The sequence below is a fragment of the Arthrobacter sp. AOP36-A1-22 genome (genome assembly GCF_052377615.1).
GTDB lineage: Bacteria > Actinomycetota > Actinomycetes > Actinomycetales > Micrococcaceae > Arthrobacter_H.
In genome coordinates, this window is the sequence record NZ_JBQSWX010000014.1 from 1 (window position 1) to 24,242 (window position 24,242).

Annotated in this window: 22 protein-coding genes and 1 riboswitch; of the genes, 6 read left to right on the plus strand and 16 right to left on the minus strand. The window is 68.4% G+C overall.

Features of this window, described 5'->3' with window-relative positions:
* Positions 1-15 precede the first annotated feature (15 nt).
* The 3 genes from ACT3S2_RS09685 to ACT3S2_RS09695 are packed head-to-tail and all read left to right on the plus strand — an operon-like array spanning position 16 to position 3,721.
* Positions 16-1,200: an isochorismate synthase gene (locus ACT3S2_RS09685; protein WP_444555713.1), complete on the plus strand. Its 1,185-nt coding sequence runs from the start codon at positions 16-18 to the stop codon at positions 1,198-1,200.
* The gene (locus ACT3S2_RS09690) at positions 1,197-2,867 is read left to right on the plus strand and encodes a (2,3-dihydroxybenzoyl)adenylate synthase (RefSeq protein WP_444555714.1); all 1,671 of its coding nucleotides are present in this window, start codon (positions 1,197-1,199) and stop codon (positions 2,865-2,867) included. The genes ACT3S2_RS09685 and ACT3S2_RS09690 overlap by 4 nt, the downstream gene beginning before the upstream one ends.
* A complete protein-coding gene (locus tag ACT3S2_RS09695; protein ID WP_444561611.1) occupies positions 2,864-3,721 on the plus strand; it encodes an isochorismatase family protein in 858 nt (285 codons plus the stop codon). Before ACT3S2_RS09690 ends, ACT3S2_RS09695 begins: the two co-directional genes overlap by 4 nt.
* On the opposite strand, the gene ACT3S2_RS09700 is transcribed toward ACT3S2_RS09695, so the two are convergent.
* The 5 genes from ACT3S2_RS09700 to ACT3S2_RS09720 all read right to left on the minus strand — a co-directional run bounded on the left by ACT3S2_RS09700 (position 3,718) and on the right by ACT3S2_RS09720 (position 9,766).
* The gene (locus tag ACT3S2_RS09700) at positions 3,718-5,037 is read right to left on the minus strand and encodes a deoxyguanosinetriphosphate triphosphohydrolase (RefSeq protein ID WP_444555715.1); all 1,320 of its coding nucleotides are present in this window, start codon (positions 5,035-5,037) and stop codon (positions 3,718-3,720) included. The two genes, ACT3S2_RS09695 and ACT3S2_RS09700, sit on opposite strands and share 4 nt — an antisense overlap.
* On the minus strand, positions 5,030-6,172 hold the full coding sequence (dusB, locus tag ACT3S2_RS09705; protein ID WP_444561665.1) for a tRNA dihydrouridine synthase DusB: 1,143 nt from the start codon (positions 6,170-6,172) through the stop codon (positions 5,030-5,032). Before dusB ends, ACT3S2_RS09700 begins: the two co-directional genes overlap by 8 nt.
* Before the next feature lie 119 nt (positions 6,173-6,291).
* Positions 6,292-7,203 (minus strand): GNAT family N-acetyltransferase, encoded by a 912-nt coding sequence (locus tag ACT3S2_RS09710; protein ID WP_444555716.1) that lies wholly within the window; start codon positions 7,201-7,203, stop codon positions 6,292-6,294.
* 75 nt (positions 7,204-7,278) lie between these two features.
* A complete protein-coding gene (locus ACT3S2_RS09715; RefSeq protein ID WP_444555717.1) occupies positions 7,279-8,664 on the minus strand; it encodes a glycine--tRNA ligase in 1,386 nt (461 codons plus the stop codon).
* Positions 8,665-8,767: 103 nt separating this feature from the next.
* The gene (locus tag ACT3S2_RS09720) at positions 8,768-9,766 is read right to left on the minus strand and encodes a DMT family transporter (RefSeq protein ID WP_444561612.1); all 999 of its coding nucleotides are present in this window, start codon (positions 9,764-9,766) and stop codon (positions 8,768-8,770) included.
* Between the two features lie 59 nt (positions 9,767-9,825).
* On the opposite strand from ACT3S2_RS09720, the gene ACT3S2_RS09725 reads away from it, so the two are divergent.
* Positions 9,826-10,053 (plus strand): RNA-binding S4 domain-containing protein, encoded by a 228-nt coding sequence (locus ACT3S2_RS09725; protein WP_444555768.1) that lies wholly within the window; start codon positions 9,826-9,828, stop codon positions 10,051-10,053.
* Positions 10,054-10,071: 18 nt separating this feature from the next.
* On the opposite strand, the gene ACT3S2_RS09730 is transcribed toward ACT3S2_RS09725, so the two are convergent.
* The gene (locus tag ACT3S2_RS09730; RefSeq protein ID WP_444555769.1) at positions 10,072-10,716 is read right to left on the minus strand and encodes an alpha/beta hydrolase; all 645 of its coding nucleotides are present in this window, start codon (positions 10,714-10,716) and stop codon (positions 10,072-10,074) included.
* A 115-nt stretch (positions 10,717-10,831) separates the two neighbouring features.
* On the opposite strand from ACT3S2_RS09730, the gene ACT3S2_RS09735 reads away from it, so the two are divergent.
* Positions 10,832-11,722: an SGNH/GDSL hydrolase family protein gene (locus ACT3S2_RS09735; RefSeq protein ID WP_444555770.1), complete on the plus strand. Its 891-nt coding sequence runs from the start codon at positions 10,832-10,834 to the stop codon at positions 11,720-11,722.
* Between the two features lie 18 nt (positions 11,723-11,740).
* On the opposite strand, the gene metX is transcribed toward ACT3S2_RS09735, so the two are convergent.
* Both metX and ACT3S2_RS09745 read right to left on the minus strand, forming a co-directional pair.
* Positions 11,741-12,916, minus strand: coding sequence for a homoserine O-acetyltransferase MetX (gene metX, locus ACT3S2_RS09740; RefSeq protein ID WP_444555266.1), 1,176 nt, complete (start codon positions 12,914-12,916; stop codon positions 11,741-11,743).
* 17 nt (positions 12,917-12,933) lie between these two features.
* The gene (locus ACT3S2_RS09745; protein ID WP_444561613.1) at positions 12,934-14,295 is read right to left on the minus strand and encodes a bifunctional o-acetylhomoserine/o-acetylserine sulfhydrylase; all 1,362 of its coding nucleotides are present in this window, start codon (positions 14,293-14,295) and stop codon (positions 12,934-12,936) included.
* Positions 14,296-14,362: 67 nt separating this feature from the next.
* Positions 14,363-14,479: riboswitch (SAM riboswitch) on the minus strand.
* Between the two features lie 208 nt (positions 14,480-14,687).
* On the opposite strand from ACT3S2_RS09745, the gene ACT3S2_RS09750 reads away from it, so the two are divergent.
* Entirely contained in the window at positions 14,688-15,332 is a 645-nt protein-coding gene (locus tag ACT3S2_RS09750) for a VOC family protein (protein WP_444555264.1), read from the plus strand.
* A gap of 75 nt (positions 15,333-15,407) precedes the next feature.
* Here the strand turns inward: ACT3S2_RS09750 and ACT3S2_RS09755 are convergent, their stop codons facing one another.
* From ACT3S2_RS09755 to ACT3S2_RS09790, 8 genes are read right to left on the minus strand one after another with little or no spacing between them, the layout of a single operon-like run.
* Positions 15,408-16,568, minus strand: a complete 1,161-nt coding sequence (locus ACT3S2_RS09755; protein ID WP_444561614.1) for a GDSL-type esterase/lipase family protein — start codon at positions 16,566-16,568, stop codon at positions 15,408-15,410.
* Positions 16,568-17,152, minus strand: a complete 585-nt coding sequence (locus tag ACT3S2_RS09760; protein ID WP_444555262.1) for a TetR/AcrR family transcriptional regulator — start codon at positions 17,150-17,152, stop codon at positions 16,568-16,570. Before ACT3S2_RS09760 ends, ACT3S2_RS09755 begins: the two co-directional genes overlap by 1 nt.
* Before the next feature lie 55 nt (positions 17,153-17,207).
* Positions 17,208-17,951, minus strand: coding sequence for a CPBP family intramembrane glutamic endopeptidase (locus tag ACT3S2_RS09765; RefSeq protein ID WP_444555261.1), 744 nt, complete (start codon positions 17,949-17,951; stop codon positions 17,208-17,210).
* A gap of 9 nt (positions 17,952-17,960) precedes the next feature.
* Positions 17,961-19,181: an imidazolonepropionase gene (hutI, locus tag ACT3S2_RS09770; RefSeq protein WP_444561615.1), complete on the minus strand. Its 1,221-nt coding sequence runs from the start codon at positions 19,179-19,181 to the stop codon at positions 17,961-17,963.
* Positions 19,178-20,422, minus strand: coding sequence for a formimidoylglutamate deiminase (locus ACT3S2_RS09775; RefSeq protein WP_444555259.1), 1,245 nt, complete (start codon positions 20,420-20,422; stop codon positions 19,178-19,180). The genes hutI and ACT3S2_RS09775 overlap by 4 nt, the downstream gene beginning before the upstream one ends.
* On the minus strand, positions 20,419-21,696 hold the full coding sequence (locus tag ACT3S2_RS09780; RefSeq protein WP_444561616.1) for an allantoate amidohydrolase: 1,278 nt from the start codon (positions 21,694-21,696) through the stop codon (positions 20,419-20,421). Before ACT3S2_RS09780 ends, ACT3S2_RS09775 begins: the two co-directional genes overlap by 4 nt.
* 1 nt (position 21,697) lies before the next feature.
* On the minus strand, positions 21,698-23,392 hold the full coding sequence (locus tag ACT3S2_RS09785) for a urocanate hydratase (protein WP_444561617.1): 1,695 nt from the start codon (positions 23,390-23,392) through the stop codon (positions 21,698-21,700).
* A complete protein-coding gene (locus ACT3S2_RS09790; RefSeq protein WP_444561618.1) occupies positions 23,389-24,105 on the minus strand; it encodes an IclR family transcriptional regulator in 717 nt (238 codons plus the stop codon). The genes ACT3S2_RS09785 and ACT3S2_RS09790 overlap by 4 nt, the downstream gene beginning before the upstream one ends.
* Positions 24,106-24,242: the final 137 nt, after the last annotated feature.

The following is a 24,242-nucleotide window of genomic DNA, read 5'->3' on the forward strand; positions in this document are numbered from 1 at the left end:
CCTAGGAAGTCAATGATGAGTACGACCACCGACACCCTCCGCGTGGCACCACCCCGGAACGAACACGCCGCCGCCCCATCGGGGCGCGGCACGGTCACCGCTGTCCGGACCGCCCGATTTGTCTCCCCCGGGTTCACCGGACAGGTCAGCGGAGCCCTGAATCTGGTCCCTTCTCCCGATTTCGAGGACGCGATCGCCCGGGCCTTCGAGACGCAACCCGATGCCGATGTCGTCATCGGCTGCCTGCCCTTTGACGCCACCGAGCCCGCCGTCTTCATCTGCGGTGCCAATGAGGCATACTCCGGCGCCACCGGCGATGTGGCCCCGGACAGCCGGACTCCCCGCATCCAGTCCCTCGTTGAGATCCCGGACGTGGCCGGATACGAACGCCGCGTCGAAGAAGCTCTGCGGTTGATTGGTGACGGACAGCTCGAAAAAGTCGTCCTGGCCCGTTCCAAGCTGGTGGCCGCCGATGGCCCGATCGACCCCCATGGGCTCCTGGAGCGGCTCCTGTCCTCCTCCGAAAATGGTTTCGGCTACCACATCCCGCTTGAACACGGGCGCTCCTTCGTGGGCCTGAGTCCCGAACTCTTGCTCGAACGAGACGGCTCCTCCGTCAGCTCCCACCCCCTGGCCGGATCCCGCCCGCGGAGTGGCGAGGACAACGAAGACCGGAAACGCGCCGCAGACCTGCGCACCTCGAGCAAGGATGCCCGTGAACACGGACTGGTCGTCGACGCCGTCACTTCCGGTCTGGCCCCGAATTGCTCCAATGTACGTGTCGAGGCCCAGGACACCACCACGACGGATTCCATGCTCCATCTCGGCACCTGGATCCGTGGGGACCTCTCTGCCCCCGGGACCTCGGGTCACCGGCCATCGGCCGCCGCCCTGGCCCGCACCCTGCACCCCACCCCTGCCGTATGCGGCACGCCGACCTCCGAGGCCCGCGCCCTTCTGCGACGCTTTGAAGCTAGCCGCGGCTACTTCACCGGCGCCGTCGGCTGGCAGGACCGCGCGGGAAACGGGGTGTGGGTGGTCGCCATCCGTGGGGCCCTGGTCGACGGCCCCACGGCCCTCATTTCGGCGGGAGCCGGCATCGTCGCCGGCTCCGATCCCCGATCGGAGGCCGCGGAGACCGGGGCCAAGTTGCGCACCGTCCTCGCGGCGCTGGGGCTCGGGGAAGGCGGCAATCGATGAACCCACAGACCATGAACTCAGCGACCCCCCTGCTGGCCGCCGGTGGCCGGCCCTGGCCAGCCGAAGCAGCAGCGGCCTACCGCCGTGACGGGTACTGGACCGGAGAACGGCTGGATCGCATCGCGGAGGCCGCGATTCGAGCCACCCCGGATCACCCTGCAGTGGTGGATGACCACGGACAGCTCAGCTATGCCGAGCTCGGCGCCCGGATCAGCCGACTGGCTGCGGTGTTCTCCCACCGGGGGCTCACCGATCGGGACCGGGTCATCCTCCAACTCCCGAACCGAATCGAACTCGTCGTCTGCGCCCTGGCCCTGATGCGCATCGGAGCCATTCCCGTTTACTGTCTGGGCAGCAGTCGTGAACGCGAGCTCACGGCCGTCGCCGACCGGGCGAAGGCCGTTGCCCTCATCGTTGGCGACATGACCGCGGACTACGACGCTGCCCGGGTCGCCGCCGACGTGGTCGAACAGGTCGCTTCAGCCAGGTGGGTCATGACCGCGGAGCAACTCCGCAGCGCCTCGATCACCGGCCGGGAGCTCGAGCAGACCTACCGCGTCTCGGGGACGGACGACATCGCCTTCCTGCAGCTCTCCGGGGGAACCACGGGTCTGCCCAAACTCATTCCCCGCACCCACGACGACTATCTGTATTCAATCCGCCGGAGCAACGTGGTGTGTGGACTGACGCCCCAGGACGTCTTCCTATCGGTGATCCCGGCCGTGCACAATTTCCCGATGAGCTCCCCCGGCTTCCTGGGCGTGCTGCTGGCCGGCGGCACCGTGGTCCTGACCGAAGACCAACTTCCCGGGGCCGTATTTGATCTCGTGGCCCTCCACCGGGTGACGGTGGTCCCGCTCGTTCCGCCGCTGGCGCATCTGTGGGTCAACCATGCCGAGCTGGAACCTGACGCCATCGGACAGCTCTCGAGCCTGCGGCTCCTGCAGGTCGGTGGCGCCAAGCTGGTCCCCGAACTGGCCCGACGGCTCATGGAGCTGGTCCCCGGGACTTTGCAACAGGTCTTCGGCATGGCCGAGGGACTGGTCTGCTATACCCGGCCCGACGACGATGCCGACACGGTCATCGGCACGCAGGGCCGGCCCATGAGCGCTGCCGACGAGATCCGGATCGTCGACGAGCAGGACCGCCCGGTCGCCTCTGGGCACCGCGGCCACCTGCTGACCCGGGGCCCCTATACGATCCGCGGGTACTTCCGGTCACCGGAGGCCAACCGCCAGGCGTTCACCGAGGACGGTTTCTACCGCACGGGTGACATCGTGCGACAGCGCGCCGACGGCTCCCTCATCGTCGAAGGGCGGTCCAAGGACCAGATCAACCGCGGCGGGGAAAAGATCTCCGCCGAGGAGGTCGAGGACATCCTGCTGGCCCATCCCGCCATCGACGATGCCGTCGTCGTGGCCGAGCCCGATGAATACCTCGGCGAACGCAGTGTCGCCATCATCGTCCCGGCACGTGCGGGCACCAGCGCGAATTCCGGAGTGGACCGGAAGTCGATCGCCTCCCATCTGCGGGACTGCGGCGTCGATGTCATGAAGGTTCCCGATCGGATCGAGACCACCGAACAGTTCCCCGTCACCGGGGTAGGAAAAATCAGCCGGGTTCGCCTGCGGACACTGCTGCGCGAGCAAAGGAGCACCAACGCATGAGCACCAACACCATGGACACGACGAACCTCGAAATCCCCGAGGCGCTTCGCTACGACTTGCCGCGCTGGGACGGGGTGAACCGGGTAGGCGATTGGATCTCCTGCCCGGAGCGCAGCATCCTCCTCGTTCACGACATGCAGAACCACTTCGTGGATAAGTATGCTGCTGACGCCGAACCGATGGACACCGTTCTGGGGAACATCGCCGAGCTCATCGCCCAGGCACGCCTACTGGGTATTCCGGTGGTTTACAGTGCCCAGCCCGGCGACCAGGATCCCGACGAACGTGCCCTTCTGACCGATTTCTGGGGCTACGGCCCTCGCACCGCGGATACCGGGATCGTGGGGTCCCTGACTCCCGCGGACGCTTCCGAAGTAATGCGCAAATGGCGCTACAGCGCTTTCCAGCGCACCGATCTGCTGGAACGCCTGCGCGCGGAAGGGCGCGACCAGTTGGTCATCACCGGGGTCTATGCCTTCATCGGCTGCTTGGCCACGGCCCTGGAGGGATTCATGTCAGATGTCCAGTCCTTCATCGTCGCCGATGCCGTAGCGGATTTCACCGCCGAGGACCACGCCCGGGCGTTGGAATGGGTTTCGGCACGCTGCGGCGTCGTGACGACGATGCAGCACCTCGGCGGCCAGTGGAAGCTGCAGACCGTGATCCGCGAGTCCGCAGCCCTGCTGGGCATTCCCGCCGCGGAGATCACTGCCGACTCCGATCTGGCCGATCTGGGTCTGGACTCGGTGCGGTTCATCCAGTTGGTCATGAAGCTCAAGAAGCAGGGCCTGGACGTCCCCCTGGAACGTCTGGTCCAGGGCGGACCGGTCTCGGGCTGGCTGAAGGAGGTCTAGAAGAGCTCGAGGCTGAAGGAATGGCCCTGCACCAGGGTGGCGTGCCATTCCTTGGCGGAGGAGTCCGTCAGGCTCGCGACCTGGTCGATGACCGCCCGCAGCCGGCCGGCATCGTCGGTGGCGCTGGCCCAGTCCTCGGCGAAGAGCGGTTCGAGATAACGGTCCCCGGTGTCCTCCAGCAACCCGACCAGTTCACCCAGCACCTCGAGCTGGCGCTGGTAGATGGGCTGGCGTTCCTGGCTGGTCATCACGTAGGCGGCGGCGAGCCCCTTCATCGCGGCGATCTCGTGATCGGTTTCCTCGGGGATGATGAGGTGGCCGTTGAACCGGGTCAGCCGGGTCGGCCCATAGACCGCCCGGGTGGCGTCGAAGGCCGACTGGCAGAACCTGCCGATGAACTGGCTGGTCATGTCCTTCAATGCGGCTGCGCCCTTGCGGGACTGGTCGTAGTGCTCGACCCATTCACCGGTGGCCTCCAGCCGGGCCAGGGCGCCGTCGATGGTCGCGGTATCGACCTCGGGCAGATACCAGCGTTGGGTGCAGTCGATGACCCGCGCCCGCTGGTCCGCATCACGGATCCACCGCAACTGGAAACGGCCGGCCACGATCGCGTCCTCCACATCGTGGACCGAATAGGAGATGTCGTCGGCCAGATCCATGACCTGGGCCTCCACGCATTTCTGCCGCGGCTCCGGGGACACGGTGGCACCGCCGTCGTGCCCCGAGCGCAGCCAGTCGAAGACGGGCAGGTCATCTTCGTAGACACCGAATTTTCCGGTCTGCCGGCCGTTGACGATGGGGGCCTCGCTCCGCCGCCACGGATATTTGCAGGCGGCGTCGAGGGTGGCACGGGTCAGGTTCAGACCTGCGGGTTCGCCGTCATCACGGAACTTCTTGGTTTCCAACCGGGTCAACAGCCGCAGGGTCTGGGCGTTGCCTTCGAATCCGCCGATGCCGGCGGCCAGTTGGTTCAGGGCCTTCTCGCCGTTGTGGCCGAAGGGCGGATGCCCCAGGTCGTGGGAAAGGCAGGCGGTGTCCACGACGTCGGGGTCGCAGCCCAGGGTGGCCCCGAGTTCGCGGCCGACCTGGGCGACTTCGAGCGAATGCGTGAGCCGGGTGCGCACGAAATCATCGGACATGGGGGCCACGACCTGGGTCTTGGCCCCCAGCCGGCGCAGTGCCGAGGAGTGCAGGACGCGGGCCCGGTCGCGTTCGAAGCTGGTGCGGTAAGCGAGCTTCTCCGGTTCGCCGACCCAGCGTTCCTCGTCGAAGGGCGTGTAGCCGGCCGGGCTGCGGCGGGTCTGCCGCTCAACCACCTGACACGTCCAGTTCGGCGGCGGAGATCATCGCACGGTGCTCCTCGTCCATGGACCTGCTGTCCAGCCACCCGTCGGGCAGATGCGTGCGTTTCGGCGATCCCGCCCGGCCGCGGGGGCCTTCGGCGCCGCCCCCGGGGTAGGGCACGTCGGCATCGAGTTCAGCGAGCAACTCGGCCAGCGAGTCCAACGTCTCCACGGCGGCCAGGGCCGCCCGCAGGTCCCCGCCGACCGCGTAGCCCTTGAAGTACCAGGCCACGTGTTTGCGGATGTCCCGAAGCGCCTTGCCCTCGTCCTCGAAGTACTCGACCAGCAGTTCGGCGTGGCGTTGGAAGCTGGTGGCCACCTCGGCCAGCCCGGGACGGAACCGGCGATCGGATCCCTCGAAGGCGGCCTGAAGGTCCCCGAAGAGCCAGGGCCGGCCCTGGCAGCCACGGCCCACGACGATGCCGTCGACCCCGGTCTGCTCGACCACGGCGACGGCGTCCTCCGCGCTCCAGATGTCCCCGTTGCCTAGCACGGGGATATCGGGCAGGGCGTTGCGCAGTTCGGCGATCGCGTCCCAGTCGGCCTTCCCGGAATAATGCTGGCCCGCCGTGCGCCCGTGCAGGGCCACGGCGGCGACGCCGGCATCACGGGCGATTTTCCCGGCCTCGATGAACGTCAGGTGGTCCTCGTCGATGCCCTTGCGCATCTTGATGGTCAGCGGGACGTCCCCGCGGGCTGCTTCGCGGGTGGCGGCTTGGATGATGGAGGTGAACAGATCCGTCTTCCACGGCAGGGCCGCTCCCCCACCGCGCCGGGTGACCTTGGGGACCGGGCAGCCGAAGTTCAGGTCGATGTGGTCCGCGCGGTCCTCCTCGACGATCAGCCGCACCGCGGCGCCGACGGTGGCCGGGTCCACCCCGTAGAGTTGGACCGAGCGGATGCCTTCGTCGTCATCGTGGGAGATGATCCGCAACGACTGTTCATTGCGTTCGACCAGCGCGCGGGAGGTCACCATCTCGGAGACGAACAACCCGCCGCCGTACTCCCGGCACAGGCGCCGGAAGGCGGCATTGGTGATGCCGGCCATCGGGGCCAGGACGACGGGGGTGTCCACCGTGAGATGGCCCAGTTGCAGCGGGGGCAGCATCAGTTGGGGCGGGGTCGGGGTATCGGGGGTAATCACGCTCACGACCCCATTGTGTCAAGAACGGGCCGATCCTCCGAATGCCGCCGCCGGGAAGGGCCCTCCCCGGCGGCCTGGGTGCATTAGTTGGCGACGATGATCGTCGTGGTCACCACGGTCGCCGATCCGGCGGTGATCAGTTCATCGGTCAGATCCGCGAGCGGGGCCATGGCGTCGTCGACTTCGAGCTTGACCGGGTACTGGTGGGCCAGCATGGCCAGCAGACCGCGGACCGCCTCACGGGCCTCGGAGTCGGAAAGGGAGGGGTCCCAGCCCATGAGCACATCGGCCGGGGCGTCGACGCGGTCGGGCTCGTAGCTGATCGCGAAGGAGAGGATCTTGCCGCCGGATTCCTTGGGCTTGTCGCGCAGCACGATGGCGCCCTTGGCCCCGGTGGCCTCGTTGAGCAGCATGGTCTGGGCACGGCCCAGGGTCATCTGCGCCCGGTCCCACTCGTGGACCGCGTTGTAGAAGTCCGCGACCACCTGGGAGAGCTCCACCGACCCGGTGGCGGCCTCCTCCAGGGTCAGTCCTTCGTCCTCGAAGACCGGCAGGCGCAAGGAGTCCGGTTCCACGACGACCCCGCGGGACCTCTGGATCTGTTCCTGGCCGAGGGAGACCGTGAAGGCGGCCGCTGCTTCACCTTCGGCGCCTTCGACCGTGTACCTGGACTTCAGTGCGGTGACCCCCGACGGGGCCGGGAATTCGCGCAGCCGCCGCAGCAGTTCGGTGGCGACCCCCTGGCGGCGCAGGCCCGGGGCGACCTCCACGAAGAACCACAGCCGGTCGGGGTGCAGCGAGGACTCGAACAGCGTGCCGGCGCCGACCGGGACGCCCTCGTCGACGGCGACGAGCGTGCGGGCCCACGGGTCATCACCATCGGCACGGAGCATCGTGCGGTCGATATGGGCCTGTGGTGTGGATGGATCCCCGAGGATCTCCAGGAGGGCCAGGTCGTCGCCTTCTTGCCACGGCCGGTAGGTGAGGTTGCTCATGATGCTCCTGATGCGAGTTGGAGGTGGTGAAACGACTGCGGGCCGGCCACCGTGGGGTGGCCGGCCCGTGGGGGCTCAGGCGCCGAGTAGACGCGTGGCCAGGTAGGACTTCACCTGGTCCAGGGCCACTCGTTCCTGGTTCATGGTGTCGCGTTCACGGATGGTCACCGCGTGGTCCTCGAGCGTGTCGAAGTCCACGGTGATGCAGAACGGGGTGCCGATCTCATCCTGGCGACGGTAGCGGCGGCCGATGGCCCCGGAATCGTCGAAGTCCACGTTCCAGTGCTTGCGCAGCTCGGCGGCCAGTTCCTTGGCTTTGGGGGTGAGTTCCTCGTTGCGGCTCAACGGCAGCACCGCGGCCTTCACCGGGGCCAGCCGCGGGTCCAGCTTGAGCACGGTGCGCTTATCGACGCCACCCTTGGAGTTCGGGGCCTCGTCCTCGGTGTAGGCATCCACCAGGAATGCCATCATCGCGCGGGTCAAGCCGAAGGAGGGCTCGATGACGTAGGGGGTGAACCGCTCGCCGGTGGCCTGGTCGAAGTAGCTCAGTTCGGTGCCCGAGCCTGCGGTGTGGGCCCCCAGGTCGTAATCGGTCCGGTTGGCCACCCCCATCAGCTCGCCCCATTCGGAGCCCTTGAAACCGAAGCGGTACTCGAAATCGACGGTACCCGCCGAGTAGTGGGCGCGTTCCCCGTCGGGAACGTCGTACTGGCGCATGTTCTCCGGGTTGATGCCCAGATCCAGGAACCAGGCCCAGCAGGCGTCGATCCATTCCCGGTACCAGTGCCCGGCGTCTTCGGGGGCGGTGAAGAACTCGATCTCCATCTGCTCGAATTCGCGGGTGCGGAAGATGAAGTTGCCCGGGGTGATCTCGTTGCGGAAGGCCTTACCGATCTGGCCGATGCCGAACGGGGGCTTCTTGCGCGAGGTGGTGAGCACGTTGTTGAAGTTCACGAAGATGCCCTGGGCGGTTTCGGGGCGCAGGAAGGTCAGCCCGGCTTCGTTGTCCACCGGGCCGAGGTAGGTCTTGACCAGGCCGGAGAAGAGCTGCGGTTCGGTCCAGCCGCCCTTGTTCCCGCAATCCGGGCAGGCGATCTCCGACATGCCATCGACCGGGTCGCGCTTCTTCTTGGCGGTGAAGGCCTCGATGAGGTGGTCTTCGCGGTGGCGTCGATGGCAGCTGGTGCACTCGACCAGCGGGTCGGTGAAGGTCGCCACATGCCCCGAGGCCTCCCAGACCGCCTTGGGCAGGATGACCGAGGAGTCCAGGCCGACCATGTCGTCGCGGCCGCGCACGAAGGACTGCCACCACTCGCGCTTGATGTTTTCCTTCAGTTCGGTCCCCAGCGGGCCGTAGTCCCAGGCGGAGCGGGATCCACCGTAGATCTCACCGGCCTGGAAGACGAAGCCGCGCCGTTTGGCGAGGGAGATGACCTGATCGAGCGGGGACTGGGGCGCCATGAATTCAACTCCAATGGTTTACGAGGCCGCTGGTTGCGGTCCGTAGCGGGGTAACAATATCGGCCAAGCCTAACGTGATCGCCGTGTCCGCAGGCAATTTCACCTACCGGCGCCCCCGCGTGGGCCGGGCCAGCCGTCCGGCCGGGACGCTGGCCAGGACGACGGCGGCCAGGGTCAGCAGGGTGCCCAGCAACGTCGCCACGGCGATGACGGTGCCCGGGGCCGGCAGGATCAGGTCGATGGCCAGCGAGCCGACGAGTTGTCCGGCGATCATGCATAATCCGGAGATCAGCACGCCCAGGGATTTGACCAGCAGGGCGCCGATGGCGATGAACACGCAGCCGAAGACCCCTCCGGTGTAGAGCCACCATTCGGCGGGGAAGGACAGCTGGTGTTCACCCCCGAGGGAGCTGAGGCCCCACAGGATGAACAGGGCGGTTCCCCCGACGAGGAAATTGACCAGGGTGGCGGTGATGGGGGTGCCGTAGGCGGCGGTCTGGGTCCCGTTCATGGCCTGCTGGAACCCCATGAACAGCCCTGCGGTGAACGGCAGGAGCACCGGCACCAGCCAGGAGAGCCCGTCGGCGGAGGATTCCAGCCGGGGCGATACCGCCCACAGTACGGCGATGATCATCAGTACGGCCCCGGCCATCCGCCGGGCGGTGATGAAGCGTTTGCCCCCGGGGCCGAATCCGACCCGGTCGACCATCAGCCCGCTCATGGTCTGTCCGGTCACGATGGCCACGGTGAACAGTGCGACGCCGATCAGGGGCACCGCGTGGCTCTGTCCGAAGACGATGTAGCCGCCGCTGATCCCCGCCAGCAGGTACCAGCGTGGGAATTCTCGTCCGGCCACGGCCCGGCGCATGGCCACCAGTCCGGCCCGCCCCCGCGGCAGCAGGACCGAGGCCAGCATCATGACCACGGTCCCGCCGGCGAAGCTGATGGCCGCCGCGGCGTTCGGGTCCCCCATCCGTTCAGCGAGCCCGCCGTTGATCCGGCCCTGGATGGGCATCATCAGTCCCCCGATGATGGCCAGGACCAGACCGGCCCATAACGGAAGGTGCCGGGCCTTCGCCCGCGGAGCAATCACTGGGGTCATCGTTGGACATGCTATCGCCGCGGTGGCGGCCGGACCTGCTCGTGACGCAAGATGGTCTCATGACAGCAGAACAGCCCCGGCCCATCAGCATCCGCGACGATTCGATCCGTTTGGGGCAGCTACTGAAGCTGGCGAGCCTGGCCGAGGACGGTTTCCATGCCAAGGAGCTCATCGAAAACGGGATGGTTCAGGTCAACGGTGAGATCGAGACCCGCCGGGGCCGGCAGTTGAAGATCGACGATGTGATCGCCCTGGCCGACGAGTCGGTGATCGTCACCTCCGAGTAGGCGCGACTCCGCCGGGTCCTAGTCCAGCACGTGGTGGCGCAGGAACTCGCCCACATGCTTCATTTCCGGTTCCGATACGCTGTGGCCCATTCCGGCATAGAGCATCTTGGTCAGGTCGGTGTGTTCCCCGGCCCAGTCCAGGGTGAAATCGATCTTCTCCTCGGTGATCACCGGGTCGGCTTGTCCGCGTCCCCAGAACATCGGCGTCCGGGCCGCCTTCGTGGCCTGGTCGTTGAAGAATTCGTGTCCGGCGGCCTGGATCGCGAATCCCGACAGTCCGACGACGGCGTCGATCTCCTCCGGTCGGTGGCGCAGGACCGAGGTCGCCACGGCCATCCCCATGGAGAAGCCCAGGAGCGTCACCGATGCGTGCTGTTCCTTCACCTCCTCCAGCCAGGCCCACACCTGCTGCACCGACTCCACGACCTTCTCCAGCGAGTAGTCCAGGTCCTCCATCAGCGGGAACCAGGTGTAGCCCGGGCCCATGGCGTAGGGGGCACGCACCGAGGCCAGGGTGAATTCCTCCGGCAGCATCGGGGCCAGGCCGATCAGGTCCTTCTCATGGGAAAGGTAGCCATGGAACAGGACCAGCAGGGGGGTGCCCTCCCGCTCGGATTCGGGGCGGGACCAGGCAACGACGGGCTGGGGCAAAGTCTCAGTCATGCGGCCATTGAATCACGCCGGCGCGCCCGGCCACAGGACGCGGCATCGCTTCCGGCGTGCCTGCCGGTCGTGTCCCGGGGTGGTAAACCCGGGCGCCCGGTGAAATGATGTACCCGTGAGTAACAATGATGCTTCCTCCGCACCGGACCAGTCCGACCCCTCGTCCACGTCCCCCGGCGACGCGATCCGCCACCCCTGGCGCCGCATGGTCTCCCTCGGCGACTCCTTCACCGAGGGCATCGGGGATCCGGATCCGCAGAGCCCCGGCGGACACCGTGGCTGGGCCGACCGTGTCGCCGAGCAGCTCAGCCGGCAGGCGGAGGACTTCGCCTATGCCAACCTGGCGATCCGCGGCCGGCTGCTGGACCAGATCCATGAGGAGCAGCTGGAACCCGCCCTGGAACTCCGCCCGGACCTGATCACCATTTGCGCCGGGGGCAACGACGTGCTGCGCCCCGGTGGGGATCCCGATGCCCTGGCGGTGACCATGGACCGGTTCATCGGCGAGCTCTCGGCCACCGGGGCCACGGTCCTGCTGTTCAACGGCCCCGATATCGGTGAAACCCCGGTCCTGGGCTCGATGCGCGGCCGGGTGGCCATCTACAACGAGAACTTGCGGGCCATCGGCGCCCGCCATGACGCGGTCGTCGCCGATATGTGGGCGATGCGCCAGCTCCACGAACCCCGGATGTGGGCCCCGGACCGGCTGCACTTCTCACCGCTGGGCCACCACACCATTGCGATGATGGCCCTGGATGCCCTCAACGTCGAACACGAGCTCACGGCCTTGGAGCCGAGCCCCTCGGAGCCCAAGCCCTGGAGGGTGGCCCGGCGTGAGGACCTGGTCTGGGCGCGCACGCATCTGGCGCCCTGGGTGCTGCGGCGGCTTCGGCACCAGTCCAGCGGTGACGGAATCACGGCCAAACGCCCGCAGGCCATGCCCTTTTCCCCGGGCGGGACCCCCCACAGCGTGGGTGCCGGGGATCCGCGCAACGACGCGGACTAGGTTCCCGGGGCGGGGCCCTCAGGCGTAGAACCCCGAACGAAGGACCTGGTTCAACTGTTCGATGTCGGTCAGGAAGCCATCGTGGCCGATCGGTGAATGGATGTACTGGACCTGCGGTGTCTCCGGCAGGGCAGCGGCCAGGCGCTCGGACTGCTGCGGGCCGTAGAGCCGGTCGCTGTCGACGGCGGCGATGAGGAATTCCACCCCGCCGGTCCGGGCCAGGGCGGCCTCGACCCCGCCCCGTCCCCGTCCGACGTCATGCCCCACCAGTGCCTCGGTGAGCACGATGTAGGAGTTCGCGTCGAAGCGGGTCACCAGCTTGCCGGCCTGGTGGTCCAGATAGCTTTCGACCTGGTACCGGCCCCGGTCGAAGCCGGGGCTGCCGAAGGGGTCCTCCTCGGCCTGGCCCTCGTGCCCGAAACGGATCTCCAGTTCCGGCTCGGAACGGTAGGTGATGTGGGCCAGCCGGCGGGCGATCCCCAGCCCCGCGAGGGGGCCGGTGCCACTGCCCCGGGCCACGGTGCCGACGGCGTCGAGGGCGCCGGCCGAGGGCGCCGCTCCGTAGAAGTCGCCACCGGAGAAGTCCGGATCCAGCCGGATGGCCTGCGTCTGGATCTGCCCGAAGGCGATCTGTTCGGCGGAGGCGACCGCGGTGGCCGCAATGACGGCGCACCGGGCCACGCGTTCGGGGTATTCCACCGCCCATTCCAACGCTCGCGCTCCACCGAGGGAACCGCCCAGGACGGAGTGCCAGCGTGAAATGCCCAGGTAGTCGGCCAACCGGGCCTCGGTGCGCACCGAATCCCGCACCGTGGTGAACGGGAACCGGGAGCCCCAGGCCTGCCCGTCGGGGTCGAGGCTGGAGGGCCCGCTGGAGCCATAGCAGCCGCCGACCATGTTCGGGGCCACGACGAAGAACCTGTCGGTATCGATCGTCTTTCCCGGACCCACGAGTCCTTCCCACCAGCCTTCTTCCTGGCTGTGCCCCCGGGAGACATGGGTATCCCCCGTCAGGGCGTGCAGCAACAGCACCGCATTGGAGGCCCGGGCGTCCAGGGTCCCCCAGGTCTCGTAGCCGATCATCACCTCGGGCAGCCAGCCGCCGGTCTCGAAGCGGTAGCCGCCGATGGGCACGCATTTGAGGATGCCGTCACGGATCAACGGCGCCCCGGGGGCCTGACGTCGTTCCCTCACGTCGCCGACGCCCTGGCTCACCGGACGGCCTGGACTTCCGGGGCGGCCTCTGCGGCTTCGTCCCCGGCGGCGGCCGCGGCGGCGAAACCGACCTCGAGGTCGGCGATGATGTCGTCGATGTGCTCGATGCCCACCGACAGGCGCACCAGTCCGGCTCCCACCCCGGCCGCGGCGCGTTCGGCGTCGGAGAGCTGGGAGTGCGTGGTGGAGGCCGGGTGGATCACCAGCGAGCGCACATCGCCGATGTTGGCGACGTTGGAGTGCAGTTCGAGGCCGTCGACGAAGGCCCGGCCGGCCGGTTCGCCGCCGGAGATCTCGAAGGCCAGGACCGCGCCGACGCCCCGCGGGGCGTATTTGCGGCCGAGTTCGTACCAGGGGCTGGAGGGCAGGCCGGCGAAGGCGACGGAGTCGACCTGGGCGTGGGCCTCGAGCCATTCGGCGACCTTCTGCGCGTTGGCCACATGGCGTTCCATGCGCAGGCTCAGGGTTTCCAGGCCCTGGGCGATCAGGAAGGCGTTGAACGGGGAGACCGCCGAACCCAGATCGCGCAACAACTGGACGCGCGCCTTGAGGATGAACGCCAGGTTCGCCCCCAGGGCGCCGTCGACCCCCAGATCGCGGGCGAAGACCAGCCCGTTGTAGGACTCGTCGGGGGTATTGAATTCCGGGAAGCGTTCCGGGTCGGCCGCGAAGTCGAAGTTGCCCGAATCAACGATGGCCCCGGCGACGGAGGTTCCGTGCCCGCCCAGGTACTTCGTGGCCGAGTGCACCACGATGTCGGCACCGAATTCGATGGGGCGGACCAGGTACGGGGTGCCCAGGGTGTTGTCCACGATGAGCGGGACCCCGGCTTCGTGGGCCACCGTGCTGACGCCCTCGATATCCAGGACGTCCTGGCGCGGATTGGAGATGACCTCACCGAAGAATGCCTTGGTGTTCGGTTTCACCGCGGCCCGCCAGGAATCCAGGTGGTCGGGATCCTCCACGAAGGTGACCTCGATGCCGAGGCGCTTCAACGTGTGCTTGAACAGGTTCTGCGTTCCCCCGTAGAGGCTCGGGCTGGCCACGATATGGTCCCCGGCTCCCGCGAGGTTGAGGATCGAAAGCGTGGTCGCCGCCTGGCCCGAGGCCAGCAGCAGGGCCCCGACCCCGCCTTCGAGGTCGGCGATCCGGGTTTCGACGGCTTCCTGCGTCGGGTTGCCGGTGCGGGTGTAGATCGGCTCGAGTTCCTTCAGCGCGAAGCGTGCTGCGGCACTCTCGGCGCTGGGGAAGACATACGACGTCGTCTGGTAGATCGGCAGCACCCGGGCCCCGGTGGTGGGATCCGGTGCCTGTCCGGCGTGGACCTGGCGGGTTTCAAAAGACCATGATGCAGACATTTCTGTCCCCTTCTACGACTCAGGGGCCCCTGTTCCACGGCGGTCCCGGAAGGGAACGCCGGGAGGTGACCCGCGCTTGTCCGTTCTCCTTGTGGAGGCGAACCAGGTCTTCACCCGGGGCACCCCACCGCGAGTGGAGGGTTGCCGGCCAGCAAACCGGGGTTTCGCGCTGGCACTCATGACCTGCCTCCAGTGTTGTGGATCGGGGCGGCCGCCGCAACAACGCGGCGTCAATATGACCGCAGGGCGCAACATTCCTCCCCCTCCCCCGTCCGGTCCCCCTCCTGACGGCCGCGATGGAGGCCCGGGAAACGGGTCGAGGAAAATACGAACCATGGTGATTTAGGGCACCCTAAGTCGAGACGCACCTCACAAAGTGCGATCATGAAGCCATGATGAGGTTGGATCACGTTTCGTACGCATGTGGACCAGACGGGTTGGCCGCGACGGCCGCCCGTGTCGGCAAGACTCTGGGGATCGAGTCCGTCAAGGGAGGCATTCATCCCCGCTTCGGGACCAGGAACGTCATTTTCCCGTTGAAGAACACCCAGTACCTGGAGGTCGTGGAGGTCCTGGACCACCCGTCCTCGGACAAGGCGCCGTTCGGCCAGGCCGTCCGGGCCCGATCGGAGATGGGTGGCGGATGGATGGGTTGGTGCGTCGCCGTTGACGACCTGGCCCCGTTCGAGGAACGTCTGGGCCGGTCATCGGTCCCGGGCAACCGCAAGTTCCCCGACGGCCAAGAACTGACGTGGCAGCAGATCGGCATCAAGGGCCTGATCGCCGACCCGCAGGTGCCCTACATGCTGCGCTGGGATACCGGCACCGAGGACCTGCACCCCTCCCGGGCATTGGATCCGCAGGGGCATATCTCCGGGATCGCGATCGCCGGTTCGGTCGAACGGGTCCGCGAATGGCTGGGCACCCCCTCGGAGTCGCCGTTGGGCGATGTCGAAGTCCAGTGGGAGGCCCCCAATGGCACCCCGGGAATCATGACGGTGACCTTCGAGACCCCCTCGGGGACCATCACCCTCTGATCCGCTCACGGAGGTGGAACACCGAACGACGGCGGCCCGCGGGCCGCCGTCGTTTTCGCTCTGTGCCGTCCCGGATCAGTGCCGCGGCACCGCCGCGAAGGGTCCGTCGGCGGCGAAGACCCGATCGGCGAAGCGATCGCCGATCAGCTGATGCGTTGCGGAATCCGGATGCAGGTTGTCCGGCAGCGGCAGCTCGGCCTCGTCCGGGGCCCCATACAGCTCGAGTCCGTCCAGGAAGTACAGGTTCGCATCGTCCGCCCGGTCTTCGACCAGGGAGCGCATCTCGCGGCGGATGACCTCCAAGGTCAGCCGTCCCGCCGATTCATCCCCTGGGGTCCCCGTCGCGCTGAACTTGACCTGGCTGGTCCCCAGGCTCTCCGGGACGATCGTGCCGGGGCCCGACGTGCTTTCGTGAATCGGGCAGAAGATCGGGGAGATCAACACCAGCGGCGTGGTGGGATGCCCCTCGCGGATGGTGTCAAGGAATCCGTGGATGGCCGGGACCAGGGTCCGCACGCGCATGGCATCCAGGTTCACGATGTTGATGCCGAGTTTGACGCTGATGACGTCCGCTGGCGCATCGCGGATCACCCGCGCCATGAAGGGGTCCACGAAGCAGCTGCCCCCGAAGCCGAGGTTGTGCAGTTCGACCCCGCCCCGGCGGGCTGCCACGGCGGGCCAGATCCCGCTGGGGGATGCCGCGTTCGATCCCTGGCTGATGGAGCTGCCGTGGTGGACCCACAGCGGACGGGTCCGGGGCGCGGGGTGGAGCGGCTTGTCGGAGCAGAGGCTGATCAACTCCAGGGATTCATTGTGGGGGAGGTGGAATTCGAGCGTCTTCTCCGTTGGCGCGAGGCCCTCCACGACGGTTGTGTGGTGGGGCCCGGCCACGTGGTGCATCGAGCCGGCGGCCATGTCGATTTCCACGGCGTCCCCGCCGGTGAGTTCGTCGCCGAGCTGGAGGCTGCCGTCGACGAAGACGTCGATGCGGCCACGGGGCCTTTCGCTCCCCCGGAACGCGGTGTGCGTCGAATGGGAGACGAGCTTGATCCGGGTCGCAGTCGTCCTCACGACAATGCGGACGCCCGCGGGCTGGGATTCACGGTCCATGAGGGTCTGTTCAGGGTATTGCCGGCGCACCCAGGCCGGCAGCCGGTGGATCCGCATCCCGTCGGGGGTCTGCTCGAGTTCGGCGGCGCCCCGGACGAGGTCTGTGGTGAGGTCGGTCGTGATCATCAGTGCTCCTGCTCTGTGGTGGTGGGCCAGCTAGCCAGGGCGCGGTCGAGGGCTTCCAGGGCGCGATGCCAAGACGTCCGGGTCTGCTCGTCGCGGTGCTCGAAGGAGGAGGCCCGTTCCAGGGCCAGGAACCCGTTGACCGTGGCGCCCATGAATCGGGTCGCGTGCACCAGTTCGGTCTCCGGCAGGCGGTAGCCGCGGAGCACCGAGAAGGTGAGGTCAACGAGGCGGATGGCCCCCGCGGAGCGTGCGGTCTTCGGCGTGGCGGGCCGTGCCAGGACGGCCCACCGGCCGGGGTGCTGCCCGGCGAAGTCGCGCTGGGCTTCACCCAGACCCACGAGCGCCTCGTATCCGGAGCGCCCAGCGATCCCCGCGGCCACCGCCTCGGCCACCTCGCCGAGGACGAGTTCGTGCACCCCGTCCAGCAGGGCTGCCAGATCCTTGACATGCGAGTAGAGGCTGGCCGGGCGGACGCCCACCTCCCGGGCCAACGCCGAGACCGTGATGGCCTCGAAGCCATCCCGGTCAGCCAGTTCGGCGGCTGCCTGGACCACTGCTGCCTGGTGAAGGGGTGCACGTTTCATGCATTGAACCTACACCCTGTAGGCGTTTGCCTACAAGCTGTAGGTCCAGGGGTGGCTAGGTTCCCAACCCGATCGCCGAACCGATGAGCGAATACCCCACGAAACCGGCGATATCCAGCAGCGCATGGGCGATGACCAATGGCATGACCCGGCCCGTCCGGGTGTAGATCCAGCCGAAGATCACCCCCATGACGGCGTTGCCCAGGAACGGACCGAACCCCTGGTAGAGGTGGTAGCTGCCCCGCACCACCGCGCTGGTGAGGATGATCGGCCAGGTCCCCCAGCCCAGCTGCCGCAACCGGTCGAAGAGGTACCCGATCATGATCGTCTCCTCCAGGATCCCGTGCCGGATGGCCGAGAGCACCAGCACCGGGATGGTCCACCAATATGGTTCCAGCGCCTCGGGGACGAGGGCCGTGGTCACCCCCAGCGTCCGGCCCACGGCGTAGAGCCCCAGGGTGCCGACCCCGATCAGCACGAAGAGCCCCACCCCCTGCCATGAATCCTTTCCGGGCCGGCGCAGATCGAATCCGAGCGCACGGAACCCGTTCCTGCCGGCCAGATAGAACAGGTAGAACACCAGGGCGACCGGAACCAGGGCGAACATGATGTCCATCAGCTGGTAGGTCAGATCAAAGTACTGCCGGTTGCTGAGCGAATTATTCAGCGTGGTCGTCTGTGATCCCAGCGGGCCGCGGCTGAGCTTGTCGATCAGCGAAACGATCGCGTAGAGGGCGGACTGCCCCAGCGAGAGCCCCAGGACGATCAGGATTTCCGGCCACAGGCTCTTGCTACGCATAGGTGAATACTAGGCCAGTGGCGCGGACCCCACGGCGGTCCGATCCACCCGCTGCCCGGCCCGCCAGACGGCCCCGGTCAACGGCATGCCCGGTCGGTAGGCCAGATGGGCCGCCGACGGTGCGTTGAGCAGCTGCAGATCCGCCCGTTTGCCGACCTCGATGCTGCCCACCTGGTCCTGCACCCCCAGGGCCAGGGCCCCGCCCATCGTCGCGGCCTGCAGGGCCTCGGTCAGGGACAGGCGCATCTGCAGCACCGCCGTGGAAACGCAGAAGGCCATCGAACTGGTGTAGCTGGTCCCCGGGTTGCAGTTCGAGGCCAGGGCGATCTGGACGCCGGCGTCGAGCAGCCGGCGCCCCTCGGCCAGCGGCTGCCGGGTCGAGAGGTCGCAGGCGGGCAGGCAGGTCGCCACGGTCCCGGATTCCCCCGTTCCGCTCGCGGCATCCCAACCGGACCAGGATCCGGCGAGCGCGTCGACATCCGCCTCGTCGAGGTGGTTCACATGGTCCACGCTCGCGGCCCCGAATTCCACGGCCAACCGCACCCCCGGCCCGGGACCGAGCTGGTTGCCGTGGACCCGCAGGCCCAGGCCCGCATCACGGGAGGCGGCCAGGACCCTGCGGGATTGGTCTTCGGTGAAGGCGCCGCGTTCGCAGAACACATCCGCCCATTTCACGTAGGGGCGCACGGCGGAGAGCATGTCGGAGCAGACCAGATCGGTGTATTGTTCGGCGTCGGCGCCCGGCGGGACCAGATGGGCGCCCAGATAGGTGACCTGGTCCACGATCGTGGAGGCGATCCGGGCGTGGCGGGCTTCCTCGGTGACATCCAGGCCGTAGCCGGTCTTGGTCTCCAGGTAGGTCGTCCCCCCGGCGGCGGCCTCGGCCACCCGGCCCATGAGCAGTCGGGTGAGTTCGTAATCGGTGGCGGTCCGGGTCGCCTCCATGGTGACGCTGATCCCCCCGGCCGCGTAGTCGGCGCCGGCCATCCTGGCCTCGAATTCGGCGGCCCGGTCCCCGGCGAACATCAGGTGGGTATGGGAATCCACCCAGCCCGGCAGCGCGGCCCGGCCCCCGGCGTCGTACACGGTATCCACCGCCGGGGCCTGGCGGGGATGCCCGATCCAGGCGATACGCCCCCGGTCCATGACCACGGCGGCACCGGCCAATACCCGTGCGTCAGGGTCCAGCGTGGTCAATTCCCCGACATTGGTCACCAAGGTGGCACTCATGCGAACTCCCGATGCTCGTAGATGAAGGTCCTCAACAAGGCGGCAGGATCGCCGAGCCGGGTGTGGATTCCCTCCCGGGCGACCTCGACGCCATTGATGACCACAGCGTGGACGTCGGCGGCGGTGGCCGTCAAGGGCAGCTGGGCCACCCGGCTACCGGCGGTGCGCAGACTACCGGCGTCAACCAGGAGGTGGTCGTCGTTGCCGGGCAGGGACAGGCTGCGCAGCCCCCCGGCCCGCGAAGCCGCCGACAGCTCCGCCGGGGCGAAGCGGCCGCGGATCCCGCTGCGGAGGCGTTCACCGTATTCCAGGGCCCGCATCTCCAGATACGGGTCGATGACCGCATGCTGGTCGGTGCCCAGGGCGAGGTTCGCCCCGGCGTCGACCAGGGCCCGCGCCGGGCCGATGCCATCGGCCAGATCGGCCTCCGTCGTCGGGCACATCACGATCGAGCAGCCGGCGGCCCCCAGGGCGGCGATATCGGCCTCGGTGAGGTGGGTGGCATGGACCGCCGACAGGCGTGGACCCAACAGCCCCTGCCCGGCCAACAGGGCGGTGGGGCTCACCCCGTGGGCGGCCAGGCACCCCTGGTTCTCCGCGGGCTGCTCGGAGAGGTGCACATGCAGCGGCTCGCCCGGTTCCAGGGCCGCCGCGATGACCGGCAGGGCCTGGAGAGGGACGGCCCGTACCGAGTGGAGGGCCGCGCCCAGAGTCACCAGGCCCGCCCCGTCGGCCCCGGTGGCGGGTTCCTCGGAGGCCAGGGCCGCCCGCAAGGCGGCATGGCGGCCCACCCACCCGGCGGCGTCTCCGTCGGAGAAGCGTCGTTGGGTGGCATTGAGCTCCACCGGGGCCCCCTCGGCATCGAGTCCGCCGGACAAATAGCAGGTGTCCAGCAGGACCAGTCGGATTCCCGCGGCCCGGGCGGCCCGGGCCAGAGCGCGTTCCATGTCATGGTCGGGATAGGGGGTGCCATCGGGGCCATGGTGCAGGTAATGGAATTCGCCGACGGCGGTGAACCCGCTGACCACCATCTCGGCGAACACCGCGGTGGCCAGCTGTTCGTAGCCGGCCGGATCCAGCTGGTCGGCGGCGGCATACATCCGTTCGCGCCAGGTCCAGAAGTCCCCGGCCCCACCGGTCGCCCCCTCATGGGTGCGCCCGCGCAGGATCCGGTGGAAGGCATGCGAATGCGCGTTCACCGGGCCCGGCACCTTCACGAGGTCTTCCGCGGCCCCGCTCACAGCAGGTCCTCCAGCGCGTCGGCCAGGGCCACGGTGCCGGCGGTGGCGTCCTCGTCCTCGACGTGCTCCTCGGGCGAATGGCTGATGCCCGAGGGGTTGCGCACGAAGAGCATCCCGGTGGGGACCTCGGCAGCCAGCACCCCGGCGTCGTGCCCGGCACCGGTGGACAGGGCGGGGGCCGCAGCAGTGGTGCGGCGCACCGAGTTCTGCAGGGTCCGGGTGAGGGTGGCATCGAAATGCACGGTGCCCGAATAGGATTCCTCGGTCATGGTCACCGAACAGCCTTCGAAGGCGGCGATCTTCTGTGCCTGGCCGTGGATCCGCTCCACCAGCATGGCGGTGACCGCATCGTCGGGGTGGCGCACATCCATCCAGAAATCGATCCGGGAGGCGATGACGTTGGTCCCGCCGGGGAGTGGTTCCAATCGTCCGACGGTGGCCCGCGCCCCGGTCTGGCCTGCTGCGGTCTTCCGGACGGCCAACACCATCTGGGCGGCAGCGACCATCGGATCGGCCCGGTCGGTCATCAAGGTGGTTCCCGCATGGTTTCCCTGCCCGGACACGGAGAACCGCCAGCGGCCGTGTCCGAGGATCGAGGAGGCCACGGCCACCGCGGGTCCGCGGCCGGCCGCATCGACATGGTCCTCACCATTGAGCCCCAGCCCCTGCTCGACGTGCAATTCGACGAAGTCGCCGATCCGGGCCAGTGCCGCCTCATCGCGTCCCATGGCCGCGGGGTCCAGCCCCTGGGCCTTCGAGGCCTCGGCGAAGGTGGTGCCGGATCCGTCGCGCAGGTTCAGCGCCCGCGTCGGCTCGATCGCCCCGGTGAGCAGCCGCGACCCCAGGCAGGCGACCCCGAACGCGGAGCCCTCCTCCTCGGGGAACACGGCGATGGCCATGGCCCGGTGGCGCTGCAGGTCCCCCGCGGCTTCACGGGCGGCCAACACGTCATGGGCGGCCAGCGCCGAGGCGACCCCGAGCGGGCCGTCGAAGGCCCCGCCGCCGGGGACCGAGTCCAGATGCGAACCGGTGACCAGGGCCCCGCGGCGCCCCTCGGTGGATGCGGCGCCGGGCAGATCCCACCAGGCCCAGATGATGCCGTTGGGATCGCGTTCGACGGCGAGACCACGGCGGGTGGCCTCGGTGGTGAACCATTCACGCAGTTCCAGCTCGGGGGTGGAGTAGACGGGGCGGGTGTAGCCGCCGCGGCGCCGATCGCGTCCGGTGTCCGCGATGGCCGCCATCAGTGAATTGACGGTGCTGATCTCGTTCATGCTATTCCGCCATCGGGATGCGCACGCCGCGTTCGGCAGCGACTTCGGAGGCGCGGTCGTAGCCGGCGTCGACGTGGCGGATGACGCCCATGCCCGGGTCGTTGGTCAGCAGGGCCTCGAGTTTGGCGGCGGCCAGCTCGGTGCCGTCGGCGACGGAGACCTGCCCGGCGTGGATCGAGCGGCCGATGCCCACCCCTCCCCCATGGTGGATGGACACCCAGGTGGCCCCCGAGGAGGCGGCGGTCAGGGCGTTGAGCAGCGGCCAGTCGGCGATGGCGTCGGAGCCGTCGGCCATGGCTTCGGTTTCGCGGTAGGGGCTGGCCACCGACCCGGCGTCGAGATGGTCACGGCCGATGACGATGGGGGCGGAGACCTTGCCGTCGGCGACCAGCTGGTTGAACAGGAGCCCTGCCTTGGCCCGGTCGCCGTAGCCGAGCCAGCAGATGCGGGCGGGCAGGCCCTCGAACTCCACGTGCTCGGCGGCGGCGTCGAGCCAACGGTGCAGGTGGGCGTTGTCCGGGAAGAGTTCCTTCAGCGCCTGATCGGTGACGCGGATGTCCTCCGGGTCCCCCGAGAGCGCGACCCAGCGGAAGGGGCCCAGCCCCTCGCAGAAGAGCGGACGGATGTAGGCCGGGACGAAACCGGGGAAGGCGAAGGCCCGGGCGAAGCCGCCCTGGCGGGCCTCGTCGCGGATGGAGTTGCCGTAGTCGAAGACCTCGGCTCCGGCGTCCTGGAATCCGACCATCGCCTCGACGTGGACGGCCATGGATTCCTGGGCCTTCTTGGTGAAGCCGATCGGATCGGCCTGCGCCTCGGCGTCCCACTGTTCCAGGGTGTATTCCACCGGCAGGTAGGACAGCGGATCGTGGGCGGAGGTCTGGTCGGTGACGATGTCGATGCTCAGCTCCCCCGCCCGGTGTCGGCGCAGCAGCTCGGGGAAGACCTCGGCGGCGTTGCCGACGTAACCGACGGAAAGCGCACGCTGCTCGGCCTGGGCGGCCAGGACCTTGGCCAGGGCGGTGTCCAGGTCGGTCTCCACCTCGTCGAGGTAGCGTTTGCCTTCGCGGCGGCGCAGCCTCTCCTCGGAGACATCCACGATCAGGCAGACCCCGCCGTTGAGCGTCACGGCCAGCGGTTGGGCCCCGCCCATGCCGCCGCAGCCACCGGTGAGGGTCAGCGTGCCGGCCAAGGTACCGTCCTGGTCCCCGGTGAGCTTGCGGGCGATGGCCCCGAAGGTCTCGTAGGTGCCCTGCAGGATCCCCTGGGTCCCGATGTAGATCCAGGAGCCGGCGGTCATCTGCCCGTACATCATCAGGCCTTCGGCCTCCAGCTTGCGGAATTCGGGCCAGGTGGCCCAGTCCCCGACCAGGTTGGAGTTGGCGATCAGCACGCGCGGGGCCCATTTATTGGTGGTGAACACCCCGACGGGTTTGCCGGACTGGACCAGCAGGGTCTCGTTGTCCTCCAGGGTCTCCAGCGTGCGGGTGATGGCGTCGTAGGCCTCCCAGGACCGGGCGGCCCGTCCCGTGCCGCCATAGACGACCAGGTCCTCGGGGCGTTCGGCGACCTCGGGATCCAGGTTGTTCATCAGCATGCGCAGCGGCGCCTCGGTCTGCCAGGACTTGGCGGTCAGCCCGGTCCCGCGGGCGGCACGGATGGTGCGGGCGGGGTCGTGCTGGGTGAAGGACTGGCTCATGCCGTCTGCTCCTTGCTGTCGGCGTCGTCGCCGGCTTCGGTGTCGAGTTGGTGGGTGGTGAGGATGCTGTGGGCTTCGGCGGCGACCTGGCGGCCGATCCGGGTGACCAGTTCGGGGTCCATCCGGTACGACGGCGCAATCACCGACAGGGCAGCGATCACCCGGGTTTCGTCCCCGCGGCCCACGGTGATGGGGGCGGCGATCGCCGTGACGTCCTTTTCGACGCCGCGGTCCACGACCACGTACCCGGCCGCTGGGGTCCTGCCCCGCAGGACGGCCCCGACGGCACTGTTGTCGAGCGGGACGCTCCGGCCGACCCAGGAGGTGTGGCGCACCGAATGCGTCCCCTCCTCCACCGCGATGTAGATGCTGTGCCGCGCCGCCGTTCCGCCGACCGAGGGGACGCTGAGATAGGCGGACTCCCCGGTGGCCGCCACCAGATGACGGAGGGATTCCATCGCCAGCGAGACCAGGGATTCGTGGCTCAGCGCCTGGGCACCGAGCTGGACGATCCGCATTCCCGGCCGGTAGCCGGCTTCCGGTTCGCGGCGGACGAATCCGCTGGATTCCAGCGTGCGCAATAAGCGCAGGGCGGTGGAGGCGGAGAGCCCGGTCTGTCGGGCCGCCTCGGCGAGGCTGAGATGCCCCGCGTCGCAGACGGAACCGAGCAGGTGCAGTGCCCGCTCCACCGTGCGGGTGGACGGTTCGGCCATGTCTCCTCCTGGTTCGTTGCCTCCGGGTGGATCAGACGGTTCACTGTCTTGCCACCAGACAAAATTTACGTTTCACTTATTGAAACGTGAATGCCACTACTTGGCAAGCCCTTCTATCCGGGAGGCACCCAACGAGA

What these genes read in the sequence shown, in the direction of transcription:
- ACT3S2_RS09745 (WP_444561613.1), bottom strand. Translation starts at nt 14,295, where the DNA reads ATGTCTGCATCATGGTCTTTTGAAACCCGCCAGGTCCACGCCGGACAG.
- ACT3S2_RS09730 (WP_444555769.1), bottom strand. Translation starts at nt 10,716, where the DNA reads ATGACTGAGACTTTGCCCCAGCCCGTCGTTGCCTGGTCCCGCCCCGAA.
- ACT3S2_RS09760 (WP_444555262.1), bottom strand. Translation starts at nt 17,152, where the DNA reads ATGAAACGTGCACCCCTTCACCAGGCAGCAGTGGTCCAGGCAGCCGCC.
- ACT3S2_RS09690 (WP_444555714.1), top strand. Translation starts at nt 1,197, where the DNA reads ATGAACCCACAGACCATGAACTCAGCGACCCCCCTGCTGGCCGCCGGT.
- ACT3S2_RS09780 (WP_444561616.1), bottom strand. Translation starts at nt 21,696, where the DNA reads ATGAACGAGATCAGCACCGTCAATTCACTGATGGCGGCCATCGCGGAC.
- ACT3S2_RS09755 (WP_444561614.1), bottom strand. Translation starts at nt 16,568, where the DNA reads ATGATCACGACCGACCTCACCACAGACCTCGTCCGGGGCGCCGCCGAA.
- ACT3S2_RS09750 (WP_444555264.1), top strand. Translation starts at nt 14,688, where the DNA reads ATGATGAGGTTGGATCACGTTTCGTACGCATGTGGACCAGACGGGTTG.
- ACT3S2_RS09785 (WP_444561617.1), bottom strand. Translation starts at nt 23,392, where the DNA reads ATGAGCCAGTCCTTCACCCAGCACGACCCCGCCCGCACCATCCGTGCC.
- ACT3S2_RS09725 (WP_444555768.1), top strand. Translation starts at nt 9,826, where the DNA reads ATGACAGCAGAACAGCCCCGGCCCATCAGCATCCGCGACGATTCGATC.
- hutI (WP_444561615.1), bottom strand. Translation starts at nt 19,181, where the DNA reads ATGAGTGCCACCTTGGTGACCAATGTCGGGGAATTGACCACGCTGGAC.
- ACT3S2_RS09720 (WP_444561612.1), bottom strand. Translation starts at nt 9,766, where the DNA reads ATGACCCCAGTGATTGCTCCGCGGGCGAAGGCCCGGCACCTTCCGTTA.
- ACT3S2_RS09765 (WP_444555261.1), bottom strand. Translation starts at nt 17,951, where the DNA reads ATGCGTAGCAAGAGCCTGTGGCCGGAAATCCTGATCGTCCTGGGGCTC.
- ACT3S2_RS09710 (WP_444555716.1), bottom strand. Translation starts at nt 7,203, where the DNA reads ATGAGCAACCTCACCTACCGGCCGTGGCAAGAAGGCGACGACCTGGCC.
- ACT3S2_RS09695 (WP_444561611.1), top strand. Translation starts at nt 2,864, where the DNA reads ATGAGCACCAACACCATGGACACGACGAACCTCGAAATCCCCGAGGCG.
- ACT3S2_RS09715 (WP_444555717.1), bottom strand. Translation starts at nt 8,664, where the DNA reads ATGGCGCCCCAGTCCCCGCTCGATCAGGTCATCTCCCTCGCCAAACGG.
- ACT3S2_RS09790 (WP_444561618.1), bottom strand. Translation starts at nt 24,105, where the DNA reads ATGGCCGAACCGTCCACCCGCACGGTGGAGCGGGCACTGCACCTGCTC.
- ACT3S2_RS09685 (WP_444555713.1), top strand. Translation starts at nt 16, where the DNA reads ATGAGTACGACCACCGACACCCTCCGCGTGGCACCACCCCGGAACGAA.
- dusB (WP_444561665.1), bottom strand. Translation starts at nt 6,172, where the DNA reads ATGCTGCCCCCGCTGCAACTGGGCCATCTCACGGTGGACACCCCCGTC.